This is a genomic window from Cryptosporangium phraense (assembly GCF_006912135.1).
Classification (GTDB): domain Bacteria; phylum Actinomycetota; class Actinomycetes; order Mycobacteriales; family Cryptosporangiaceae; genus Cryptosporangium; species Cryptosporangium phraense.
On the sequence record NZ_VIRS01000017.1, the window covers coordinates 60,989 to 77,248 of the forward strand.

The 16,260-nt window shown below is 70.6% G+C and carries 16 protein-coding genes; 10 read left to right on the forward strand and 6 right to left on the reverse strand.

All coding sequences use genetic code 11. The features are described from left to right. Positions 1-2: 2 nt before the first annotated feature. Genes FL583_RS23200 through FL583_RS23210 form a run of 3 tightly spaced genes read right to left on the reverse strand, consistent with a single transcriptional unit; the run spans position 3 to position 3,154 of the window. Entirely contained in the window at positions 3-842 is an 840-nt protein-coding gene (locus tag FL583_RS23200; protein WP_142706911.1) for a carbohydrate ABC transporter permease, read from the reverse strand. Further along, the gene (locus tag FL583_RS23205) at positions 835-1,800 is read right to left on the reverse strand and encodes a carbohydrate ABC transporter permease (protein WP_142706912.1); all 966 of its coding nucleotides are present in this window, start codon (positions 1,798-1,800) and stop codon (positions 835-837) included. The genes FL583_RS23200 and FL583_RS23205 overlap by 8 nt, the downstream gene beginning before the upstream one ends. Before the next feature lie 58 nt (positions 1,801-1,858). Next, positions 1,859-3,154: an ABC transporter substrate-binding protein gene (locus FL583_RS23210; protein ID WP_142706913.1), complete on the reverse strand. Its 1,296-nt coding sequence runs from the start codon at positions 3,152-3,154 to the stop codon at positions 1,859-1,861. Between the two features lie 232 nt (positions 3,155-3,386). Here FL583_RS23210 and FL583_RS23215 point away from each other — a divergent pair, with 232 nt between their 5' ends. Further along, complete coding sequence (locus FL583_RS23215; RefSeq protein WP_142706914.1) at positions 3,387-4,547, forward strand: ROK family transcriptional regulator; 1,161 nt, start codon at positions 3,387-3,389, stop codon at positions 4,545-4,547. After that, positions 4,540-5,223 carry a carbon-nitrogen hydrolase family protein gene (locus tag FL583_RS23220; RefSeq protein WP_142706915.1) on the forward strand — a complete coding sequence of 228 codons (684 nt, stop codon included), beginning with the start codon at positions 4,540-4,542 and terminating at the stop codon, positions 5,221-5,223. Before FL583_RS23215 ends, FL583_RS23220 begins: the two co-directional genes overlap by 8 nt. Positions 5,224-5,236: 13 nt before the next feature. On the opposite strand, the gene FL583_RS23225 is transcribed toward FL583_RS23220, so the two are convergent. Further along, complete coding sequence (locus tag FL583_RS23225) at positions 5,237-5,929, reverse strand: YidC/Oxa1 family membrane protein insertase (protein WP_142706916.1); 693 nt, start codon at positions 5,927-5,929, stop codon at positions 5,237-5,239. Positions 5,930-6,031: 102 nt separating this feature from the next. After that, on the reverse strand, positions 6,032-6,310 hold the full coding sequence (locus FL583_RS23230; protein WP_205752380.1) for a DUF6412 domain-containing protein: 279 nt from the start codon (positions 6,308-6,310) through the stop codon (positions 6,032-6,034). 60 nt (positions 6,311-6,370) lie between these two features. Here FL583_RS23230 and FL583_RS23235 point away from each other — a divergent pair, with 60 nt between their 5' ends. Genes FL583_RS23235 through FL583_RS23250 form a run of 4 tightly spaced genes read left to right on the forward strand, consistent with a single transcriptional unit; the run spans position 6,371 to position 10,347 of the window. After that, complete coding sequence (locus tag FL583_RS23235) at positions 6,371-6,967, forward strand: dihydrofolate reductase family protein (RefSeq protein ID WP_170323830.1); 597 nt, start codon at positions 6,371-6,373, stop codon at positions 6,965-6,967. Positions 6,968-6,996: 29 nt separating this feature from the next. Then, positions 6,997-7,431, forward strand: a complete 435-nt coding sequence (locus FL583_RS23240; RefSeq protein ID WP_142706918.1) for a PPOX class F420-dependent oxidoreductase — start codon at positions 6,997-6,999, stop codon at positions 7,429-7,431. A 46-nt stretch (positions 7,432-7,477) separates the two neighbouring features. Next, the gene (locus tag FL583_RS23245; RefSeq protein WP_142706919.1) at positions 7,478-9,580 is read left to right on the forward strand and encodes a sensor histidine kinase; all 2,103 of its coding nucleotides are present in this window, start codon (positions 7,478-7,480) and stop codon (positions 9,578-9,580) included. Between the two features lie 14 nt (positions 9,581-9,594). Next, positions 9,595-10,347, forward strand: a complete 753-nt coding sequence (locus FL583_RS23250) for a dienelactone hydrolase family protein (RefSeq protein WP_142706920.1) — start codon at positions 9,595-9,597, stop codon at positions 10,345-10,347. On the opposite strand, the gene FL583_RS23255 is transcribed toward FL583_RS23250, so the two are convergent. Then, entirely contained in the window at positions 10,336-11,310 is a 975-nt protein-coding gene (locus FL583_RS23255; protein WP_142707031.1) for a LacI family DNA-binding transcriptional regulator, read from the reverse strand. The two genes, FL583_RS23250 and FL583_RS23255, sit on opposite strands and share 12 nt — an antisense overlap. Positions 11,311-11,678: 368 nt before the next feature. Between FL583_RS23255 and FL583_RS23260 the strand changes: the two genes are divergently transcribed. Genes FL583_RS23260 through yjfF form a run of 4 tightly spaced genes read left to right on the forward strand, consistent with a single transcriptional unit; the run spans position 11,679 to position 16,241 of the window. Then, positions 11,679-12,653, forward strand: a complete 975-nt coding sequence (locus tag FL583_RS23260; RefSeq protein ID WP_142706921.1) for an ABC transporter substrate-binding protein — start codon at positions 11,679-11,681, stop codon at positions 12,651-12,653. A gap of 44 nt (positions 12,654-12,697) precedes the next feature. Then, entirely contained in the window at positions 12,698-14,230 is a 1,533-nt protein-coding gene (locus tag FL583_RS23265; protein ID WP_142706922.1) for a sugar ABC transporter ATP-binding protein, read from the forward strand. Next, a complete protein-coding gene (locus FL583_RS23270; RefSeq protein WP_142706923.1) occupies positions 14,227-15,234 on the forward strand; it encodes an ABC transporter permease in 1,008 nt (335 codons plus the stop codon). The genes FL583_RS23265 and FL583_RS23270 overlap by 4 nt, the downstream gene beginning before the upstream one ends. Then, entirely contained in the window at positions 15,231-16,241 is a 1,011-nt protein-coding gene (yjfF, locus tag FL583_RS23275) for a galactofuranose ABC transporter, permease protein YjfF (RefSeq protein WP_142706924.1), read from the forward strand. Before FL583_RS23270 ends, yjfF begins: the two co-directional genes overlap by 4 nt. The last annotated feature ends 19 nt before the right edge of the window (positions 16,242-16,260 follow it).

A 16,260-nucleotide genomic window follows, 5' to 3' on the forward strand; every position in this document is an offset into this window, starting at 1 on the left:
CATCACTTGACCGCGCCGGCGGTGAGACCGGCGACGAAGTACTTCTGCAGGAACAGGAACGCGGCCACGACCGGCACGCTGACGACGAGCGACGCGGCCATGATCTGGTTCCAATAGACGTCGTACTGGGTCGAATAGCCGGACAGGCCGACCGCGACCGTCCGGGTCGTCTCGTCGGTCATCACCGACGCGAACAGAACCTCGCCCCAGGCGGTCATGAACGCGTAGACGAGAACCGCGAGAATGCCCGGCACCGCGGTCGGGATCAGCACCCGGAACAGGATTCGCATCGGACCGGCGCCGTCGACCGCCGCCGCTTCGTCCAGCTCGCGAGGAATTGAGTCGAAATAGCCGACGAGCATCCAGATCGAGAACGGGAGCGAGAACGTCAGATAGGTGATGATCAGCCCGGTGCGGGTCGCGTAGAGCTCGATCCCGGTCTTGTTCCCGATGTTGACGTAGATCAGGAACAGCGGCAGCAGGAACAGGATGCCGGGGAACATCTGCGTGGACAGCACGCTGGCCAGGAACACGCCCCGGCCGCGGAAGCGCCACCGGCTGGTCGCGTACGCGGCCAGGATCGCGATCGCGACCGACAGCACCGCGGCCGCGGTCGAGACGATCAGGCTGTTCACCAGATACCGGCCGAGCGGCACCGTCGACCACATGTCGACGAACGCCTCGCCCGAGAGTTTTTCCGGGAGCCAGGTGAACGAGTCGCGGACGTTGCTCAGCGGCTTGAACGCGGTCGAGAGCATCACGTAGAGCGGAACGAGCACGAAGAGCGTCAACAAGGTCAAGATGACGCGGCGGGACCAGCGTTCCGCGACGGTCTCACGCATCGGCACGCGCCTTCCTGGTGAAGAACAGGTAGAGCCCGGAGACGATCGACAGGAACACCAGCAGGCAGACCGACATGGCCGAGCCGAGGCCGAAGTTCCAGGTCACGAACGAGCTCTCGTAGATGTGGATCGAGATCAGGTCGGCCTGATCCGGTGCGCTCTTGCCGAACAGGACGTACGGGGTGTTGAAGTCGTTGAACGTCCACAGGAAGAGCACGAGCAGCAGGACCTGGTTGACCGGGCGCAGCATCGGCAGCGTCACCGCCCGCAGCCGGCGCCAGAACCCGGCCCCGTCCATGTAGGCCGCTTCGTACAGGTCCTGCGGCACGCTCTGCAGGCCCGCCATCAGGCACAGGAACGCGAACGGCCACTGCTTCCACACCATGGTGAGTACCAGCGAGTAGAAGCTGTTGCCGCCGATCAGCCAGAACGGCCGGTCGTTCACCAGGTGCAGCTGGTCGACGAGCACGTGGTTCAGCGCGCCGGTGTCGCGCTGGAGCAGGAAGCTCCAGGTGATCACCGCCGCGTAGACCGGGAGCGCGTAGGGGGTCAGGAACAGCGTCCGGAGGATCGCCCGGCCGCGGAACGGACGCTGCAGCAGCACGGCGGCCATCAGCCCGATCGCCCAGCAGAGCGCGACGACGAGCGCGGTGTAGGCGACCGTGATCCAGAACGAATGGAGCAGTTCCTTGCCGGTCGCGCTGTTGAAGTCGAGCGAGACCTTGTAGTTGTCCAGGCCGATGAACGGGGCGCCGGACCAGTCGCGGATGTGGAACTGGGTGAGTTCTCGCAGGCTCATCCAGATGCCGGTGAGCATCGGGATGACGTGCACGGCCAGTTCCAGCACGATGGCCGGAATCAGCAGCAGGTACGGCAAGGTCGGGCGGCGGCGGCGTTTCGGCGGCTTCTCGGCCGGGGCCGGGGGCGCTTCGTCCGGTGCGGAGACGGTCGTTGTCATGGGAGTCCTCACGCGGAGAAACGGCCCGGGACGACAGGCGTCCCGGGCCGGTTGAGCCTTACTTGACCTGATCCTGGGCGGTCTTCAGCTTGTCCTGGATCTCGTCCACCGAGGGGCTCTTGCCCTTGGCGGCCTCGGCGAAGAGGTCCTTCATCAGCCCGCCGACGAGAGTCTCGAACTGGCTCTCGCTCGCGACCTGCGGCAGCGGGGCCGCGCTGGTGGCCAGCGTGTCCTGGATGGTCTTCTGCTCCGGCTTGGCGAACGCCGGGTCCTTGCCCACGGTGGTGATCGAGGGCAGCGAACCGTAGGTCTTGTTGAGGATCGTCTGCTCCTCGTCGCTGGTCATGAACTTCACGAAGTTCAGCGCACCCTCCTGGTTCTTGGAGTGCTTGAAGATCGCGATGTTGATGCCGGCGACCATGCTGTTGACCTTCTTGCCGTTGGCCGGCGGCGACTGCAGGAACGGCACCGGCGCGACGCCCCAGTCGTCGGGGTTCATCTTGCGGAGCTCGAGCTGCGAGCCGACCGCCTGCCAGAGCAGCATCCCGGCCTTACCGCTGGCGAAGTCGGCCACCGACTGGTTCTGGGCGTACTCGGCGTTGCCGGGGTTCGTGATCTTGTCGGTGCCGATGAAGTCGATGTACCGCTTGATCGCGGTGGCGTTCTCCTTCGTCGCGAACGTCGGCTTGCCGCTCGCGTCGAACCACTGGCCGCCGTACTGCTCCGAGAACGCGAACGCGTGGTGCGAGTTCTCCGAGGTGTGAGCGCCCTCGATGGCCAGCCCCCACTTGCCGTCCTTGGTCAGCTTCTTGCCGTCGGCGACGAGCTCTTCCCAGGTCGTCGGGGGGTTCTGGATGCCGGCCGCGGCGAACATCTTCTTGTTGTAGTAGAGCGCGTAGGCCAGCGAGTAGATCGGCACCGCGGTCGGCGGCTTGCCCTCCGCCCCCGCGGCGGCGAGTGCGGCCGGGACGAAGCGGCTCTTCCCGCCGATCTTGTCCAGCGTCTTGTCGTCGAACTGGACGAACGCGTCGGTGGCCTGCAGGGACGCCGACCAGGTGTTACCGATGTTGACGACGTCCGGGCCCTGGCCGCTGGTGGCCGCGGCCAGCAGGCGGTTGAGCAGGTCGGACCACGGAACGACCTCGAGCTTGACCTTGATGCCGGTCTGCTTCTCGAACTTGGCCAGCTCCGGCTTCAGGATCTCGGCGTCTTTCTCCAGGCTGGTGCTCTGGTTGCTCGCCCAGTACGTCAGGGTCTTGGCGTCATCGCCAGAGCTGCCTGAGTCTCCACAGGCGACCAGGGAGGACGCCAGCAACGCTCCGACGGCAACGGCGGCTAATCGTCGCTTGAACACGAGCTGTCCTTTCACGGGACGCCGACCGGTTCGGCACCGGGTTCCGAGCGCGGTGAGCGGAACCTTGGCCGTACGGCCCGGCGGGACAGAAGAGTTTTGGTGAACGGGACTCTAAGGTGCCGTTGGCCACTTTGTTCACGACTTAATTCAAGGCGTTATTAAAGTGTTGCCGGGTGGAAGCGCTTCCCTCGTAGAGTGGCGCCGTACGGGGCCGAGAACCGGGGTGGGACAGGTGGAACCAAGACGAGCGACCAACCGGGCGCTGCGCACGCAGAACCGGTCGGCGTTGCTCTCCGCGCTGTTCCTCGACGGCCCGCTGAGCAGGCAGGACCTGGCCGCGCGGTCGCGGCTGAGCCAGGCCGCGGTCAGCAACGTCGTGGCCGACCTGATCGAGGACGGGCTGGTCAGCGAGGCCGGCGCGGTCGAGTCGGACGGCGGCCGTCCGCGGATCCTGCTGCAGGTCGCGCCCCGGTACGCGACGGTCGCCGGGGTGGACGTCGGGGAGACCCGGGTGCGGGTCGAGCTCTTCGACCTGGCCATGACCCCGCTGGCCAAGGCCGACTACCCGCTCGACACGCTCGAGCCGGCGGAGGTCGTCCGGCACATCCTCACCGGCCTGTCCGCGGTCGACGCGGGGCCCGACGTGCTGGGCGTCGGCATCGGGGTCTCCGGGCTGGTCGAGCGGGACCCGGAGGCGGTCGTGCATGCCCAGGTGCTGGGCTGGGACGGCGTCCCGCTGGAGCGGATGCTGCGCTCCGGCACCGACCTGCCGCTGCACTTCGACAACGGCGCGAAGACCTGGGCCCAGGCCGAGCACTGGTTCGGTGCCGGGCGCGGGGCCCGGCACGCGGCGTTCGCGCTGGTCGGCTCCGGCGTCGGGGCGGCGATCGTGGCCGACGGGCAGGCCTACCGCGGGTCGTCGAGCAGCGCCGGCGAGTGGGGGCACACGACGCTCGTCTACAACGGGCGGCTCTGCCGGTGCGGGGCCCGCGGGTGCCTGGAGGCCTACATCGGGGCCGAGGCGGTGATCGCCAGGGCCCGCGAGGCCGGCGTCCCGGTGGAGGGCCCGGACGAGGAGTCGCAGGTCGCGTCCGTGCTGGCCGACCCGGCCGCCGGGCCCGTGCTGGCCGAGACCGCGGCCTACCTCGGCGCCGGGGTCGCGAACCTGATCAACCTGTTCAACCCCGAACGGGTCGTGATCGGGGGCTGGGCGGGCATCGCGCTCGGTGGCCTGCTGCCGGAGATCCGGAAGGCCGCGGCGGCCCAGGCGATGCGACGGCCGTTCGCCCAGACGTCGATCGAGCTGTGCCGGTTGGGCACCGACGCGGTGGCGCTCGGCGCGGCCACGCTGCCGGTCGCTCGTCTGCTGGAGGCCGGGGGGATCCGTGAGTGAGATTCTGCCGGTCGCCGCGGCCCAGCCGCGTCTGGTCTCCTTCGACGTCGACGCGAACGTCCGTGCGCACGCCGACGTCGTGCGGACGGCCGGGGCGCGGGTCGTCGTGTTCCCGGAGATGTCGCTGACCGGGTACGAGTTCGAGGCGCCACCGCTCGACCCCGACGATTCCCGGCTCGCGCCGCTGGTCGCCGCCTGCGCCGGGGCCGGGGCGATCGCGCTGGCCGGTGCGCCGGTCGGCGGGCACATCGCAATGCTGGCGGTCGACGGCAGCGGGGCGCGGGTGGCCTACCGGAAGCAGTACCTGGGCGACGCCGAGCCGTACACGCCCGGCCCCGCACCGGCCGTGCTCACCGTCGACGGCTGGCGGCTGGGGCTGGCGATCTGCAAGGACACCGGGGTGGCGGCGCACGCGGCGGACACGGTCGCGCTGGGCGTCGACGCGTACGTGGCCGGGGTGCTGGAGGACTCCGCCGACGTGCCGGCCGGGCGAGCCGAGCGGATCGCGTCCGAGCACCGGGTGTGGGTGGTGATCGCGAGTTACGCCGGATCCACCGGCGGCGGGTACGAGTACGCCGCCGGTGGATCGGGGGTGTGGGCGCCGGGTGGTGGGGTGGTGGCGCGGGCCGGCGCCAGGCCCGGCGACTTCGTCCGAGCCACGCTGACCCGTCGCTGAAAGATGACTGGTGCTATGACCCCAGCGATCTTTCCGCGAGCCCGCGATCGCGCAGGAACGCGTTCTCGGCCGTCGTCCAGAGTGTGCTGGTGAGGAGGTAGAGCGCGGCCGCGAGCGGGACGGTCGCGGCGAACGCGACCGAGACGTAGGGCGTCAGGCTCAGGAGTACCGGCTGGCCGAGGCGGCGCAGCCGCCGGGCCGCGAGGGTGGCGGCCGCGGTGAACAGCGCCAGGACGACGACGAAGACCAGACCGTGGACGCCGAGCAGCGGGCCGTCGAGCCAGTGGTCGCCGAGCGGGACGCCGGCCAGGTGGGCGGTGAGCAACTCGTTCGGGCGGTCGCCGATGTCGGGGGTCCGGAAGAGCGAGTAGAGCGTCAGGAAGAACGGCGCCTGGACGAGGAGTGGCAGGAACGTGTGGGCGGCTCCGACGCCCTCGGCGCGGTAGAGCGCGGAGACCTCGGTGGCCGCGGTGAGCGGGTCGTTCGGGTGCTTCGCGCGGAGTTTCTCGACGCGGGGTGCGAGCGCTTGCCGGCGTCGCTCGAGGGAGATCTGGCGGAACGTGAGCGGGACCAGGATCAGGCGCACCAGGGCGGTCGCGAGCACGATCGCGGCGGCGGTGGCGGTGGCGCCGACCACTGGCGTCAGCAGGGTGGTGGCGGTTTCGACGACGTCGTACGCGAGGGAAATGGGCAGGCCGAACGACATGGGGGACCCTCCGGGGCCTTCGAACGAACGAGGGCAGAGGGCCGCGTAACCCGCCGCGGACGCGCGGAAGCGCGCCGCCGCAAACGGCGGGACAGAGCGGAGTTACGCGGCCGGGGTGGCCGAAGGGGCTCGGGGGCGGGGGCGGCCCTGGGCGTCGGGGTCGCGCAGGCGCGGGGTACCGGCGGACGCGGTCCGGCGGGCGGTGGCGGCGAGGCCGGCCCAGGCCGGTGCCGGAAGCCGAAGACGAACCGAGCGGAGCGCGAGCACCCCGACCACGGCCACCGCAACGAGCGCGAGCGCGGCTCCACCGGCGCTCGGCTCCACCAGCAGGAGCAGCCCGGCGGCGCACGCCAACACAGCGAACAGCCGCGAAGCGATCACGTTCCCACCGTAGCCCGCGCCTGCTACTTTAAAACCAAACGGTTATGAAAGGTGGTCGTGGTGGGTGTCGTGATCGTGGACCTGACCGTCTCCCTGGACGGGTTCATCGCCGGGCCGGGCGACGGCCCGTCGGCGCCGCTCGGCCGGGGCGGTGAGCCGCTGTTCGCCTGGATGATGACGGGGCCGCGCGACCCGATCGACCCCCGGCTGTCGGTGGTCGAACCCAGCCGCCCGATCCTCGACGAGTGGCGCAGCGGGGCCGGCGCGATCGTCAGCGGACGCCGGACGTTCGACATCGCGAACGGCTGGGCCGGCGGGCACCCGATCGACGCGCCGATCTTCGTGCTCACCCACCAGGCCCCGACGAGCGGCGAGTGGTCACCGCGGGTCCGGTTCGTCACCGAGGGGTTCGACCGCGCGCTGGCCCTGGCCCGCGAGGCCGCCGGCGACGGCGCGATCTCGCTGAACGGCGCCGACGTCGCCCAGCAGGCCCTCCGCGCCGGCGTCCTGGACGAGATCCAGGTGAGCGTGGTCCCACTGCTGCTGGGCGGCGGAGTACGGCTGTTCGACGGCATCGGCCCGGTCGCCCTCGAACAGACCCGGGTCATCCCGTCCGACGGCGTCACCCATCTGCGCTACCGGGTGGTGAAGGAATAGCCCGCCGCGCGCCCGGGGTTGCCGCCGGTATGACCTCTGACACAGGGTTCGACCTGCACGCGCTCCTCGCCGAGGCCAAGATCGGCGTCCTGGCCACGATCAAGTCCGACGGCCGCCCGCAGCTCTCGCCGGTCACGCCGTACTACGACCGCGACGCCGGGATCCTCTACGTCTCGATGACCGAGGGGCGCGCGAAGACCGCGAACCTCCGCCGCGACCCCCGGGCCGCGTTCGAGGTCACCAGCCCCGACGGCTGGGCCTGGGCCACGGCCGAGGGCGCGGTGACGCTGACCGGGCCGGGGGCCGACCCGAACGGTCCCGAGGTCGAGGCGCTGGTCGGGTACTACCGGGCCGCGGCCGGCGAGCACCCGGACTGGGAGGAGTACCGCTCGGTGATGGTGTCCGACCGGCGGGTCCTGATGGCGATGAAGGTCGAGAAGGTCTACGGCGCGAAGATCCGCTAAGACCGATTTGCCGGTTTCGCTGTACGGTGGTTCTGTGGTAGCCCCGATGGTCGCTCGGCCGGACCCGGCGACGAGCGACGACCTGGACGCGGTGGCCCGCGCGGCCGCCGAGTCGGTCGACGTGCCGATCGGCCTGGTGACGCTCGTCGACGGCGACTGGATGCGGTTCGCCGGAGCGCACGGGCTGGTCGGCCCGCTGGCCGCGGCCCGCCGGATCCTGGTCACCGACTCGTTCTGCCAGGACGTCGTCCGGGGTGGCGAGCCGGTCGTGTTCCCCGACACGTCCGACGATCCGCGGTCGTCGCCGGCCGGGGCCGGGGCCACGGTCCGGGTCGGGGCGTACATGGGCGTCCCGCTGCGCGCGCCGGACGGGAACGTCATCGGCGTCGTGTGCGTGGTCGACGTGCACGCCCGCGACTGGTCCCCGGCCGACATCGGCGCGGTCCGGGGCGTCGCCGCCACCGCCGGACTGCTGCCGGGGCTGCTGACCGACCCTCCGTCCGAGGACGAGCGACCGGCGGCCGTCCCGGACCCCGGACCGCACAGCCTGTTCCTGCAGGCGCTCCTCGACAGCCTCGACACCGCGGTGTTCGCCTGCGACGCGGCCGGCGCCACGATGTTCGGCAATCGGGCCCTCGTCCGGATGCTCGACCTCGACCACGACCTCCCGGGCGACGCCTCACAGATCGCCACCGAGTGCCTGCGCGACGCCGACGGCGAGGAGCTGCCCCCCGACCGGCACCCGAGCGCCCGCGCGCTGGCCGGCGAGCCGGTCCGGGACGTCGAGTTGCGCCTGCTCCGGCCCGGCCGGACCGCCCGCACGCTGGTCGCCAACGCCGAGCGGATCACGGTCGCCGGTGCGGTGCTCGGCGCGGTGGTGGCCCTGCACGACGTCACCGACCAGCGCCGGGCCCAGCGGTTCGGGGAGTGCAACCTGGCCGTGTCCCGGGCGCTGGTCGAGGCCGACCGGATCGCCGACGCCGCCGGTCAGGTCGTGGACGCGCTGGCCCGCTCGCTGCGCTGGCCGCACGCCGAGCTCTGGCTCGTCGACCCGGTGGCCGACGTCCTCCGGCCGGCCGCGTCCTGGACCGACGGCGAGGCCGACCGGCCGGGCCTGATGTCGGCGCAGCTCACCAACGGCGAGGGGCTGGCCGGGACGGCCTGGCGGACCGGCGAGCCGGTCTGGGTCCCGGACGTCTCGACCGAGACCCGCTTCGACGTCGAGGGCGCGGCCCGGCGGCAGCTGCGCACCGCGCTCGCGGTGCCGGTACGCAGCGCGGACGCGGTCGTCGGCGTCCTCGCGCTCTACGCCGACACCCTCGACGAGGACCGGGTGGCGCTGACCGCGCACCTGGTGGCGATCGCCGCCCATCTCGGGCACTACCTGGAACGCCGCCGCTCCGAGGAGCTGGCGCTCGAGCTGGCCCGCACGAAGGACGACTTCCTCGCGCTGGTCGGGCACGAACTCCGGACGCCGCTGACCTCGATCACCACGTACGCCCAGCTGCTCCACGACAACCCGGACTGCTGGGAGAGCCAGGGCGCGCAGCTGCTCGGCGTCCTCCGGCGCAACACCGACAGCCTGCAGGCGATCATCAACGACCTGCTCGACCTCGCGGGGCTGGAGTCCGGACACATCTCGATCCGGCCGGCCGACACGGACCTGGCCGAGCTCACCCGGGAGGGCGTCGAGGCGGTGCGGGCCGCGGCCGAGCGCCGGTCGGTCACCGTCCGGACGCACCTGCCCGAGCGCGCCCCGCTGCACGGCGACCCGCAGCGGCTGCGCCAGATGCTCGACAACGTGCTGTCGAACGCGGTCAAGTACAGCCACGAGGGTGGCACGGTGACGGTCCGGCTGGCCGAACAGGCCGGGGTCGCGACGCTGACCGTCGCCGACACCGGCATCGGCATCCCGCCGGCCGAACGGGACCGGCTCTTCCAGCGGTTCTTCCGCTCGTCGACCGCCCGCGAGCAGGGCGTGCCCGGCACCGGGCTCGGGCTGGTCGTGACCAGGGCGATCGTCGAGCGCCACGGCGGGCGGATCAGCGCGACCCACGACGAGCCCGGCACCACGATGGTGATCCGGCTGCCGGTCGGTGTGTCGGACAACGAAAACGGCATGTACGCAGGTACAGCGCGTGAGAAGTGAAGTAAGTTCAGCCGATGGGCTCGAAGTCAGTGCAGATCCCGACGCCGGACGGCGTCGTCGACGCCGTCGTCGCGTTCCCTTCCGGGGACGGGCCGTTCCCCGCGGTGATTCTCTACATGGACGCCTTCGGCGTGCGGCCCGTGCTGCACGACATGGCCGACACCATCGCCGACGACGGCTTCTACGTGCTCCTGCCCAACGTGTTCTACCGCAGCGGGCCCGCGCCGCTCTTCGACACCTCGGACCTGCTCAGCGACGAGGGCCGCAACGCGGTGTTCGCGCAGGCCATGCCGATGATCCGGGAGCTCACCACCGAGCGCGCGCTGCGTGACGCGGCCGCCTATCTCGACTTCCTGGCCGCGCAGCCCGAGGCGGCCGACGGGACGGTCGGCGTCACCGGGTACTGCCTGGGCGGGCGGCTCGCGGTCCGGACCGCGGCCGCGTTCCCCGACCGGATCGGTGCGGTGGCCAGCTTTCACGCCGGTGGGTTGGTCACCGACGAGGACGACAGCCCGCATCTGGGGCTGGCCGCGGCGAAGGCCGAGTTCTACTTCGCCCACGCCGAGCACGACCACTCGATGACGCCGGCCCAGGTCGCGCAGCTGGAGGAGGCGCTCGACGCGGCCGGCCTGGAGTACCTGTCCGAAGTCTACGAAGGCACCCAGCACGGCTTCACGATGTCCGACAGCTCGGTCTACGACCCGGTCGGCCTGGAGCGCCACTGGCGCCACCTGCTGGAACTCTTCGAGCGACGGCTAGCCGGCTGAGGTGCTGCTACGGACGACGAGCTCGGGAGCGAGCAGCACGCTGCCCGCCGTGTCGTCCGAGAGCTGACCGACCAGCAGATCCAGGCTGCGCCGGCCGAGCTCGGCGAAATCCTGCCGCACGGTGGTGAGCGGGGGCAGGAAGTACCCGGCCTCCGGCACGTCGTCGAACCCGACCACGCTGACGTCGTCCGGCACCCGGCGTCCGGCCTCGTGCAGGGCCCGCAGGACGCCGAGCGCGATCGGGTCGTTCGCGCAGAAGATCGCGGTCACCGTCTCGTCCCGGGCCAAGGCCGCCCCGGCCTGGTAGCCCCAGTCGGCGGTCCAGGCCCCGTGCTCGACCGGCGGGACGATCCGGCCGGCCGCGTAGAGCGTCGACCGCCAGCCGTCGACCCGGTCGCGGGCCTCGGGCCAGTCGGCCGGGCCGCCGACGTGGTGCACGGTCGCGTGCCCGAGGTCGAGCAGGTGCCGGGTGGCCAGCGCGGCGCCGGCCGCGTTGTCGAATCGGACGCTCGGCACACTGGTCTCCCCGGCCCCGCCGACGCCGACCCGGCCCAGCCCGTCCGGGATCTGGGCGAGCGCGTTCGCCGCCGACTCTTTCGGGGCGATCGCGACGATGCCCTCGACCGCCTGCGCGCACAGCCGGTCGACGGCCTCCAGCACGGCCGAGCGCTCGAGCGAGCGGACGGTGACGACGCTGACGAAGTACCCGGCGGCGCGGGCGGCGTCCTCGATGCCGTACAACATGGACGCCGGGCCGTAGAGCGTGCTCTCGAAGCCGATCAGGCCGAGGATGCCGGAGCGGCTCGTGGCCAGCGTCCGGGCGGCCAGGTTGCGTCGGTAGTTCAGCGCCCGCATCGCTTCGAGCACCCGCGCCCGCGTCTCGTCCCGGACGCTCGGGTGGTCGTTGAGCACGCGCGAGACGGTCTGGTGGGAGACGCCGGCCAGCCGGGCGACGTCTCGCATGATCGTGGTGCGGGGCCGGCCCGAAGACTGCTCAGAGGGCTTGTCGGGTGCGGACACGGAACCCTTCCCCTCCGGCTGTGATCGCTCACATCGTAGAAGTCGACGGCATTCTTCCCGGGTTCGGGCTGGTCGCTCCGCACGGCAACAGACCGGTAACGCAGTGGATCCGAACCCTTGACGCGTTGAATGAGAACGGTAACACTCTCGGAACACAGGTGCGTGACCCACGCCACACGCGGTCCATGAACTGCTCGTATGCGTGGTTCATCGCCCAGTGGGGCTGAATGAGAGCGTTTACCCCACGAAGTGGACGACCGCTGATGTGAGCGGTCACATGGGGCGTGGTTCGTTCGACTCGGGAGGACGACGTGTTCAGGAGAGTGTCCGCGGCCATCGCGGCTGGATTACTGATCGCCGGGGGGCTGACCGCGTGCGGCGGGGACAGCGGCGGCGGCAACGACGACGGCAAGATCACGATGGGCTTCGCGCAGGTCGGCGCCGAGAGCGGCTGGCGGACCGCGAACACGAAGTCGGTGCAGGAGGCGGCCAAGGCGGCCGGTATCGATCTGAAGTTCTCCGACGCGCAGCAGAAGCAGGAGAACCAGATCAAGGCGATCCGCAGCTACATCGCCCAGAAGGTCGACGTCATCGCGTTCTCGCCGGTGATCGAGTCCGGCTGGGACCAGGTGCTGAAGGAGGCCAAGGACGCCGACATCCCGGTGATCCTCACCGACCGGGCGGTCGACTCCAAGGACACCTCGCTCTACAAGTCGTTCATCGGCTCGGACTTCATCCTCGAGGGCAAGAAGGCCGGCGAGTGGCTGGTCGACGACTCGAAGACGGCCAAGGGGCCGGTCAACGTGATCCAGCTCGAGGGCACCACCGGCTCGGCGCCGGCCAACGACCGCACCAGCGGCTTCGCCGACGCGATCAAGGCCGACCCGAAGATCAAGATCGTCGCGTCCCAGGACGGCGACTTCACCCGGGCCAAGGGCAAAGAGGTCATGGAGGCGCTGCTCAAGGCGCACCCCGAGGCCAACGTCCTGTTCGCCCAGAACGACGACATGGGCCTGGGCGCGATGGAGGCGATCGAGGCGGCCGGCAAGAAGCCGGGCGTCGACATGAAGATCGTCACGATCGACGCGGTGAAGGACGGGATGACCGCGCTGGCCAACGGCCAGTTCAACTACATCGTCGAGTGCAGTCCGCTGCTCGGCCCACAGCTGATGGACCTGGCCAAGCAGGTCGTGGACGGCAAGGAGATCCCGAAGCGCGTCCTCACCAAGGAGACGACGTTCACCCAGGAGCAGGCCAAGACGGCGCTGCCGTCGCGTAAGTACTGAACCACCCCCGGCGGGCCGCTCGATCCGAGCGGCCCGCCGGAGCGATGCGAACGGAGCCGCCCGTGGCCGAGCCCATCCTCGAGATGACCGGGGTCGGGAAGGTCTTCCCCGGCGTCGTCGCCCTCTCCGACGTCGACTTCACGCTCCACCCGGGCGAGGTCCACGCGTTGATGGGGGAGAACGGCGCCGGGAAGTCGACGTTGATCAAGGTCCTCACCGGCGTCTACGACATCGACGCCGGGTCGATCCGGCTCGGCGGCGAGGACGTCCGGTTCACCGGCCCGCTGCAGGCCCAGCGGGCCGGGATCAGCACCGTGTACCAGGAAGTCAACCTCTGCCCGAACCTCTCGGTCGCCGAGAACATCTTCATCGGACGCGAGCCGCGCACGCTCGGCGTCATCCAGTGGCGGCGGATGCGCCGTCGGAGCGCCGAGTTGCTGCAGGCGCTCGACCTCGATCTCGACGTCGGCGCGCTGCTCGGCAGCTATTCGATCGCGATCCAGCAGATGGTGGCGATCGCTCGGGCCGTCGACATCTCGGCCAAGGTCCTGATCCTCGACGAGCCGACGTCCAGCCTGGACGCGTCCGAAGTCGAGCAGTTGTTCCGGGTGATGCGCAGGCTGAAGGGCGAGGGCCTGGCGATCGTCTTCGTCTCGCACTTCCTCGACCAGGTCTACGAGATCGCCGACCGGATGACCGTCCTGCGCAACGGCCGCCGGGTCGGCGAGTACACGGTCGCCGGCCTGCCGCAGTCCGAGCTGGTCAAGGCGATGATCGGCAAGGAGCTGGCGGTCCTCGAGCAGCTCGACGAGCAGGAGAAACCTGCGGTCGAGGAGCGCCGCGAGCCGGTGATCGCAGCGACCGATGTCGGCCGGAAGGGCGCGATCGAGCCGTTCTCGCTGACGATCCACCGCGGCGAGGTCGTCGGGCTGGCCGGGCTGCTCGGCTCCGGACGCACCGAGCTCGCCCGGCTGCTGTTCGGCGCCGACCGGGCCGACGCCGGCACGTTCGCGTTCGAGGGCGCGCCGGTGACGATGCGCGGCCCGCGCACCGCGATGGACCACGGGGTCGCGTTCTCGTCGGAGAACCGGCGCACCGAGGGCGTCGTCGGCGAGCTGAGCGTGCGCGAGAACATCATCCTGGCCCTGCAGGCGTCCCGGGGCTGGTCCCGGCCGATCCCCCGCGGCCGCCAGGACGAGCTGGTCACCCGCTACATCGAGGCGCTCGACATCCGGCCCGCCGACCCCGACGTCGAGGTGCGCAACCTCTCCGGCGGCAACCAGCAGAAGGTGCTGCTGGCCCGCTGGCTGATCACCGAACCACGGCTGCTGATCGTCGACGAGCCCACCCGCGGTATCGACGTCGGCGCGAAGGCCGAGATCCAGCGGCTGCTCGCCCGGCTGTCCGGGGACGGGATGGCCGTGCTGTTCATCAGCGCCGAACTGGAAGAGGTGCTGCGCCTCTCCCACACGATCGCCGTCCTGCGCGACCGGCGACTCGTCGAACAGCTCGAGAACACCGACGACGTGGACGTCGACCGGATCCTGGCCACGATCGCCTCCGGAGTCGAAGAGTGAAACAGCTACCCAAACACCGCCTGTTCTGGCCCGCGGTCGCGCTCGTGCTGCTGCTGGTGAGCAACGTCTTCTTCAGCTCGAGCTTCTTCTCGATCCGGCTGCAGGACGGGCACCTCTACGGATCGCTGATCGACATCCTGCGCGGGAGCACCCCGCTGGTGCTGGTCGCGCTGGGCATGACGATGGTGATCGCCACGGCCGGCATCGACCTCTCGGTGGGGTCGGTGATCGCGATCGTCGGCGCGTTCGCGTGTCTGCAGGTCAGCGATCTCTCCGACCAGAACAGCGTCGGGGGCGTGCTGATCGCGGTGGCGCTGGCGGTCGTGCTCGGGCTGGTCCTCGGCCTGTGGAACGGCGTGCTGGTCGCCGTCGTCGGCATCCAGCCGATCATCGCGACGCTGATCCTGCTCGTCGGCGGCCGGGGCGTGGCCCAGCTGATCACCGACGGCCAGATCATCAACGTCCGCTCCGACCCGTACCGGACGATCGGCGCCGGGTACGCGCTGACGATCCCGGTCGCGGTGATCATCGCGGCCGCGGTCGTCGCGCTGGCCGTCGTGTTCACCCGGCGGACCGCACTCGGCCTGCTGATCGAGTCGGTCGGCAGCAGCCCCACCGCGAGCCGGCTGGCCGGCATCCAGGCCCGCCGGCTGACCGTGATCGTCTACGTGTTCTCCGGGTTCTGCGCCGGGGTCGCCGGGCTGATCTACAGCTCGAACATCTCCAGCGCCGACGGCAACAACGCCGGCAACCTGATCGAGCTCGACGCGATCCTCGCGGTCGTGATCGGCGGCACCGCGCTCACCGGCGGCCGGTTCTCGATCGCCGGCAGCGTGCTCGGCGCGGTGCTGATCCAGACGCTGAACATCACGATCTACACCGCGGGCGTACCGGGGAGGGTCACACTGCTGTTCAAGGCGGTCGTCGTGGTCGCGCTCTGCTTGGCGCAGTCGCCGGCGTTCCGCGCCAAGGTGTTCCGGCAGAAGGCGGCGGTGACGGCATGACCAGCGTGACGACTCCGCCGGCGGTCGAGCGGCCGCGCGTGGCCCGGGCCCGCCGCTACGGCGTCAGCTCCCGGTTCGTCCCGGTGCTGGCGACGCTCGTGCTGTTCTGCGTCATGTACGGGATCGGCATCGCGAACTACAACGGGTTCAGCGACACCCAGATCCTGCTCAACATCTTCATCGACAACGCGCACCTGCTGACCGTCGCGGTCGGGATGACGTTCGTGATCCTCTCCGGCGGGATCGACCTCTCGGTCGGTGCGGTGCTCGCGCTGGGCACGGTCCTGGCCGCCTCGCTGCTGCAGGCCGGCTGGCCGGCCGTCCCGGTGATCGTCGTCGTGCTGGCGTCCGGCGCGCTGATCGGTCTCGCGCAGGGCGCGATCATCCACTTCTTCGAGATCCAGCCGTTCATCGCGACGCTCGCCGGCCTGTTCACCGCCCGCGGGCTGGCCCAACTGATCAGCACGAAGGCGATCCCGATCACCAACGACTTCTGGACGACGGACGCCACCGAGCGGATCCACTTCGCGGGCTTCCGGCTCTCGCCGAGTGCGGTGCTGGCGCTGGTGATCGCGCTGATCGCCGGGCTGGCGCTGGCCTATACCCGGTTCGGGCGCAACGTCTACGCGATCGGCGGCAACCGGCAGTCGGCGGCGCTGATGGGCTTACCGGTGGCCCGCACCCGGGTGCTCGTCTACACGCTGTCCGGGCTGTGCGCCGCGCTGGGTGGCGTCCTCTACAGCTTCGAGACGCCGACCGGGAACAGCCTGACCGGTCAGGGCATGGAGCTGGACGCGATCGCCGCGGTCGTCATCGGCGGCACGCTGCTGACCGGCGGGTCGGGCTTCCTGGCCGGAACCGTGCTCGGCGTGCTGGTGCTGGGCCTGATCCAGACGATGATCACGTTCCAGGGCACGCTCAGCTCGTGGTGGACGCGGATCTTCATCGCCGGTCTGCTGTTCCTGTTCATCGTGCTCCAGCGAGTTGCCACGCGCCGCGAACGCTGACCCTCCTTGCGCCCGCCCC

Excerpts from the sequence above, each read along its gene's own strand:
- FL583_RS23245 (WP_142706919.1), top strand. The coding sequence starts at position 7,478 with ATGGTCGCTCGGCCGGACCCGGCGACGAGCGACGACCTGGACGCGGTG.
- FL583_RS23265 (WP_142706922.1), top strand. The coding sequence starts at position 12,698 with ATGCGAACGGAGCCGCCCGTGGCCGAGCCCATCCTCGAGATGACCGGG.
- FL583_RS23225 (WP_142706916.1), bottom strand. The coding sequence starts at position 5,929 with ATGTCGTTCGGCCTGCCCATTTCCCTCGCGTACGACGTCGTCGAAACC.
- FL583_RS23250 (WP_142706920.1), top strand. The coding sequence starts at position 9,595 with ATGGGCTCGAAGTCAGTGCAGATCCCGACGCCGGACGGCGTCGTCGAC.
- FL583_RS23240 (WP_142706918.1), top strand. The coding sequence starts at position 6,997 with ATGACCTCTGACACAGGGTTCGACCTGCACGCGCTCCTCGCCGAGGCC.
- FL583_RS23255 (WP_142707031.1), bottom strand. The coding sequence starts at position 11,310 with ATGCGAGACGTCGCCCGGCTGGCCGGCGTCTCCCACCAGACCGTCTCG.
- yjfF (WP_142706924.1), top strand. The coding sequence starts at position 15,231 with ATGACCAGCGTGACGACTCCGCCGGCGGTCGAGCGGCCGCGCGTGGCC.
- FL583_RS23205 (WP_142706912.1), bottom strand. The coding sequence starts at position 1,800 with ATGACAACGACCGTCTCCGCACCGGACGAAGCGCCCCCGGCCCCGGCC.
- FL583_RS23200 (WP_142706911.1), bottom strand. The coding sequence starts at position 842 with ATGCGTGAGACCGTCGCGGAACGCTGGTCCCGCCGCGTCATCTTGACC.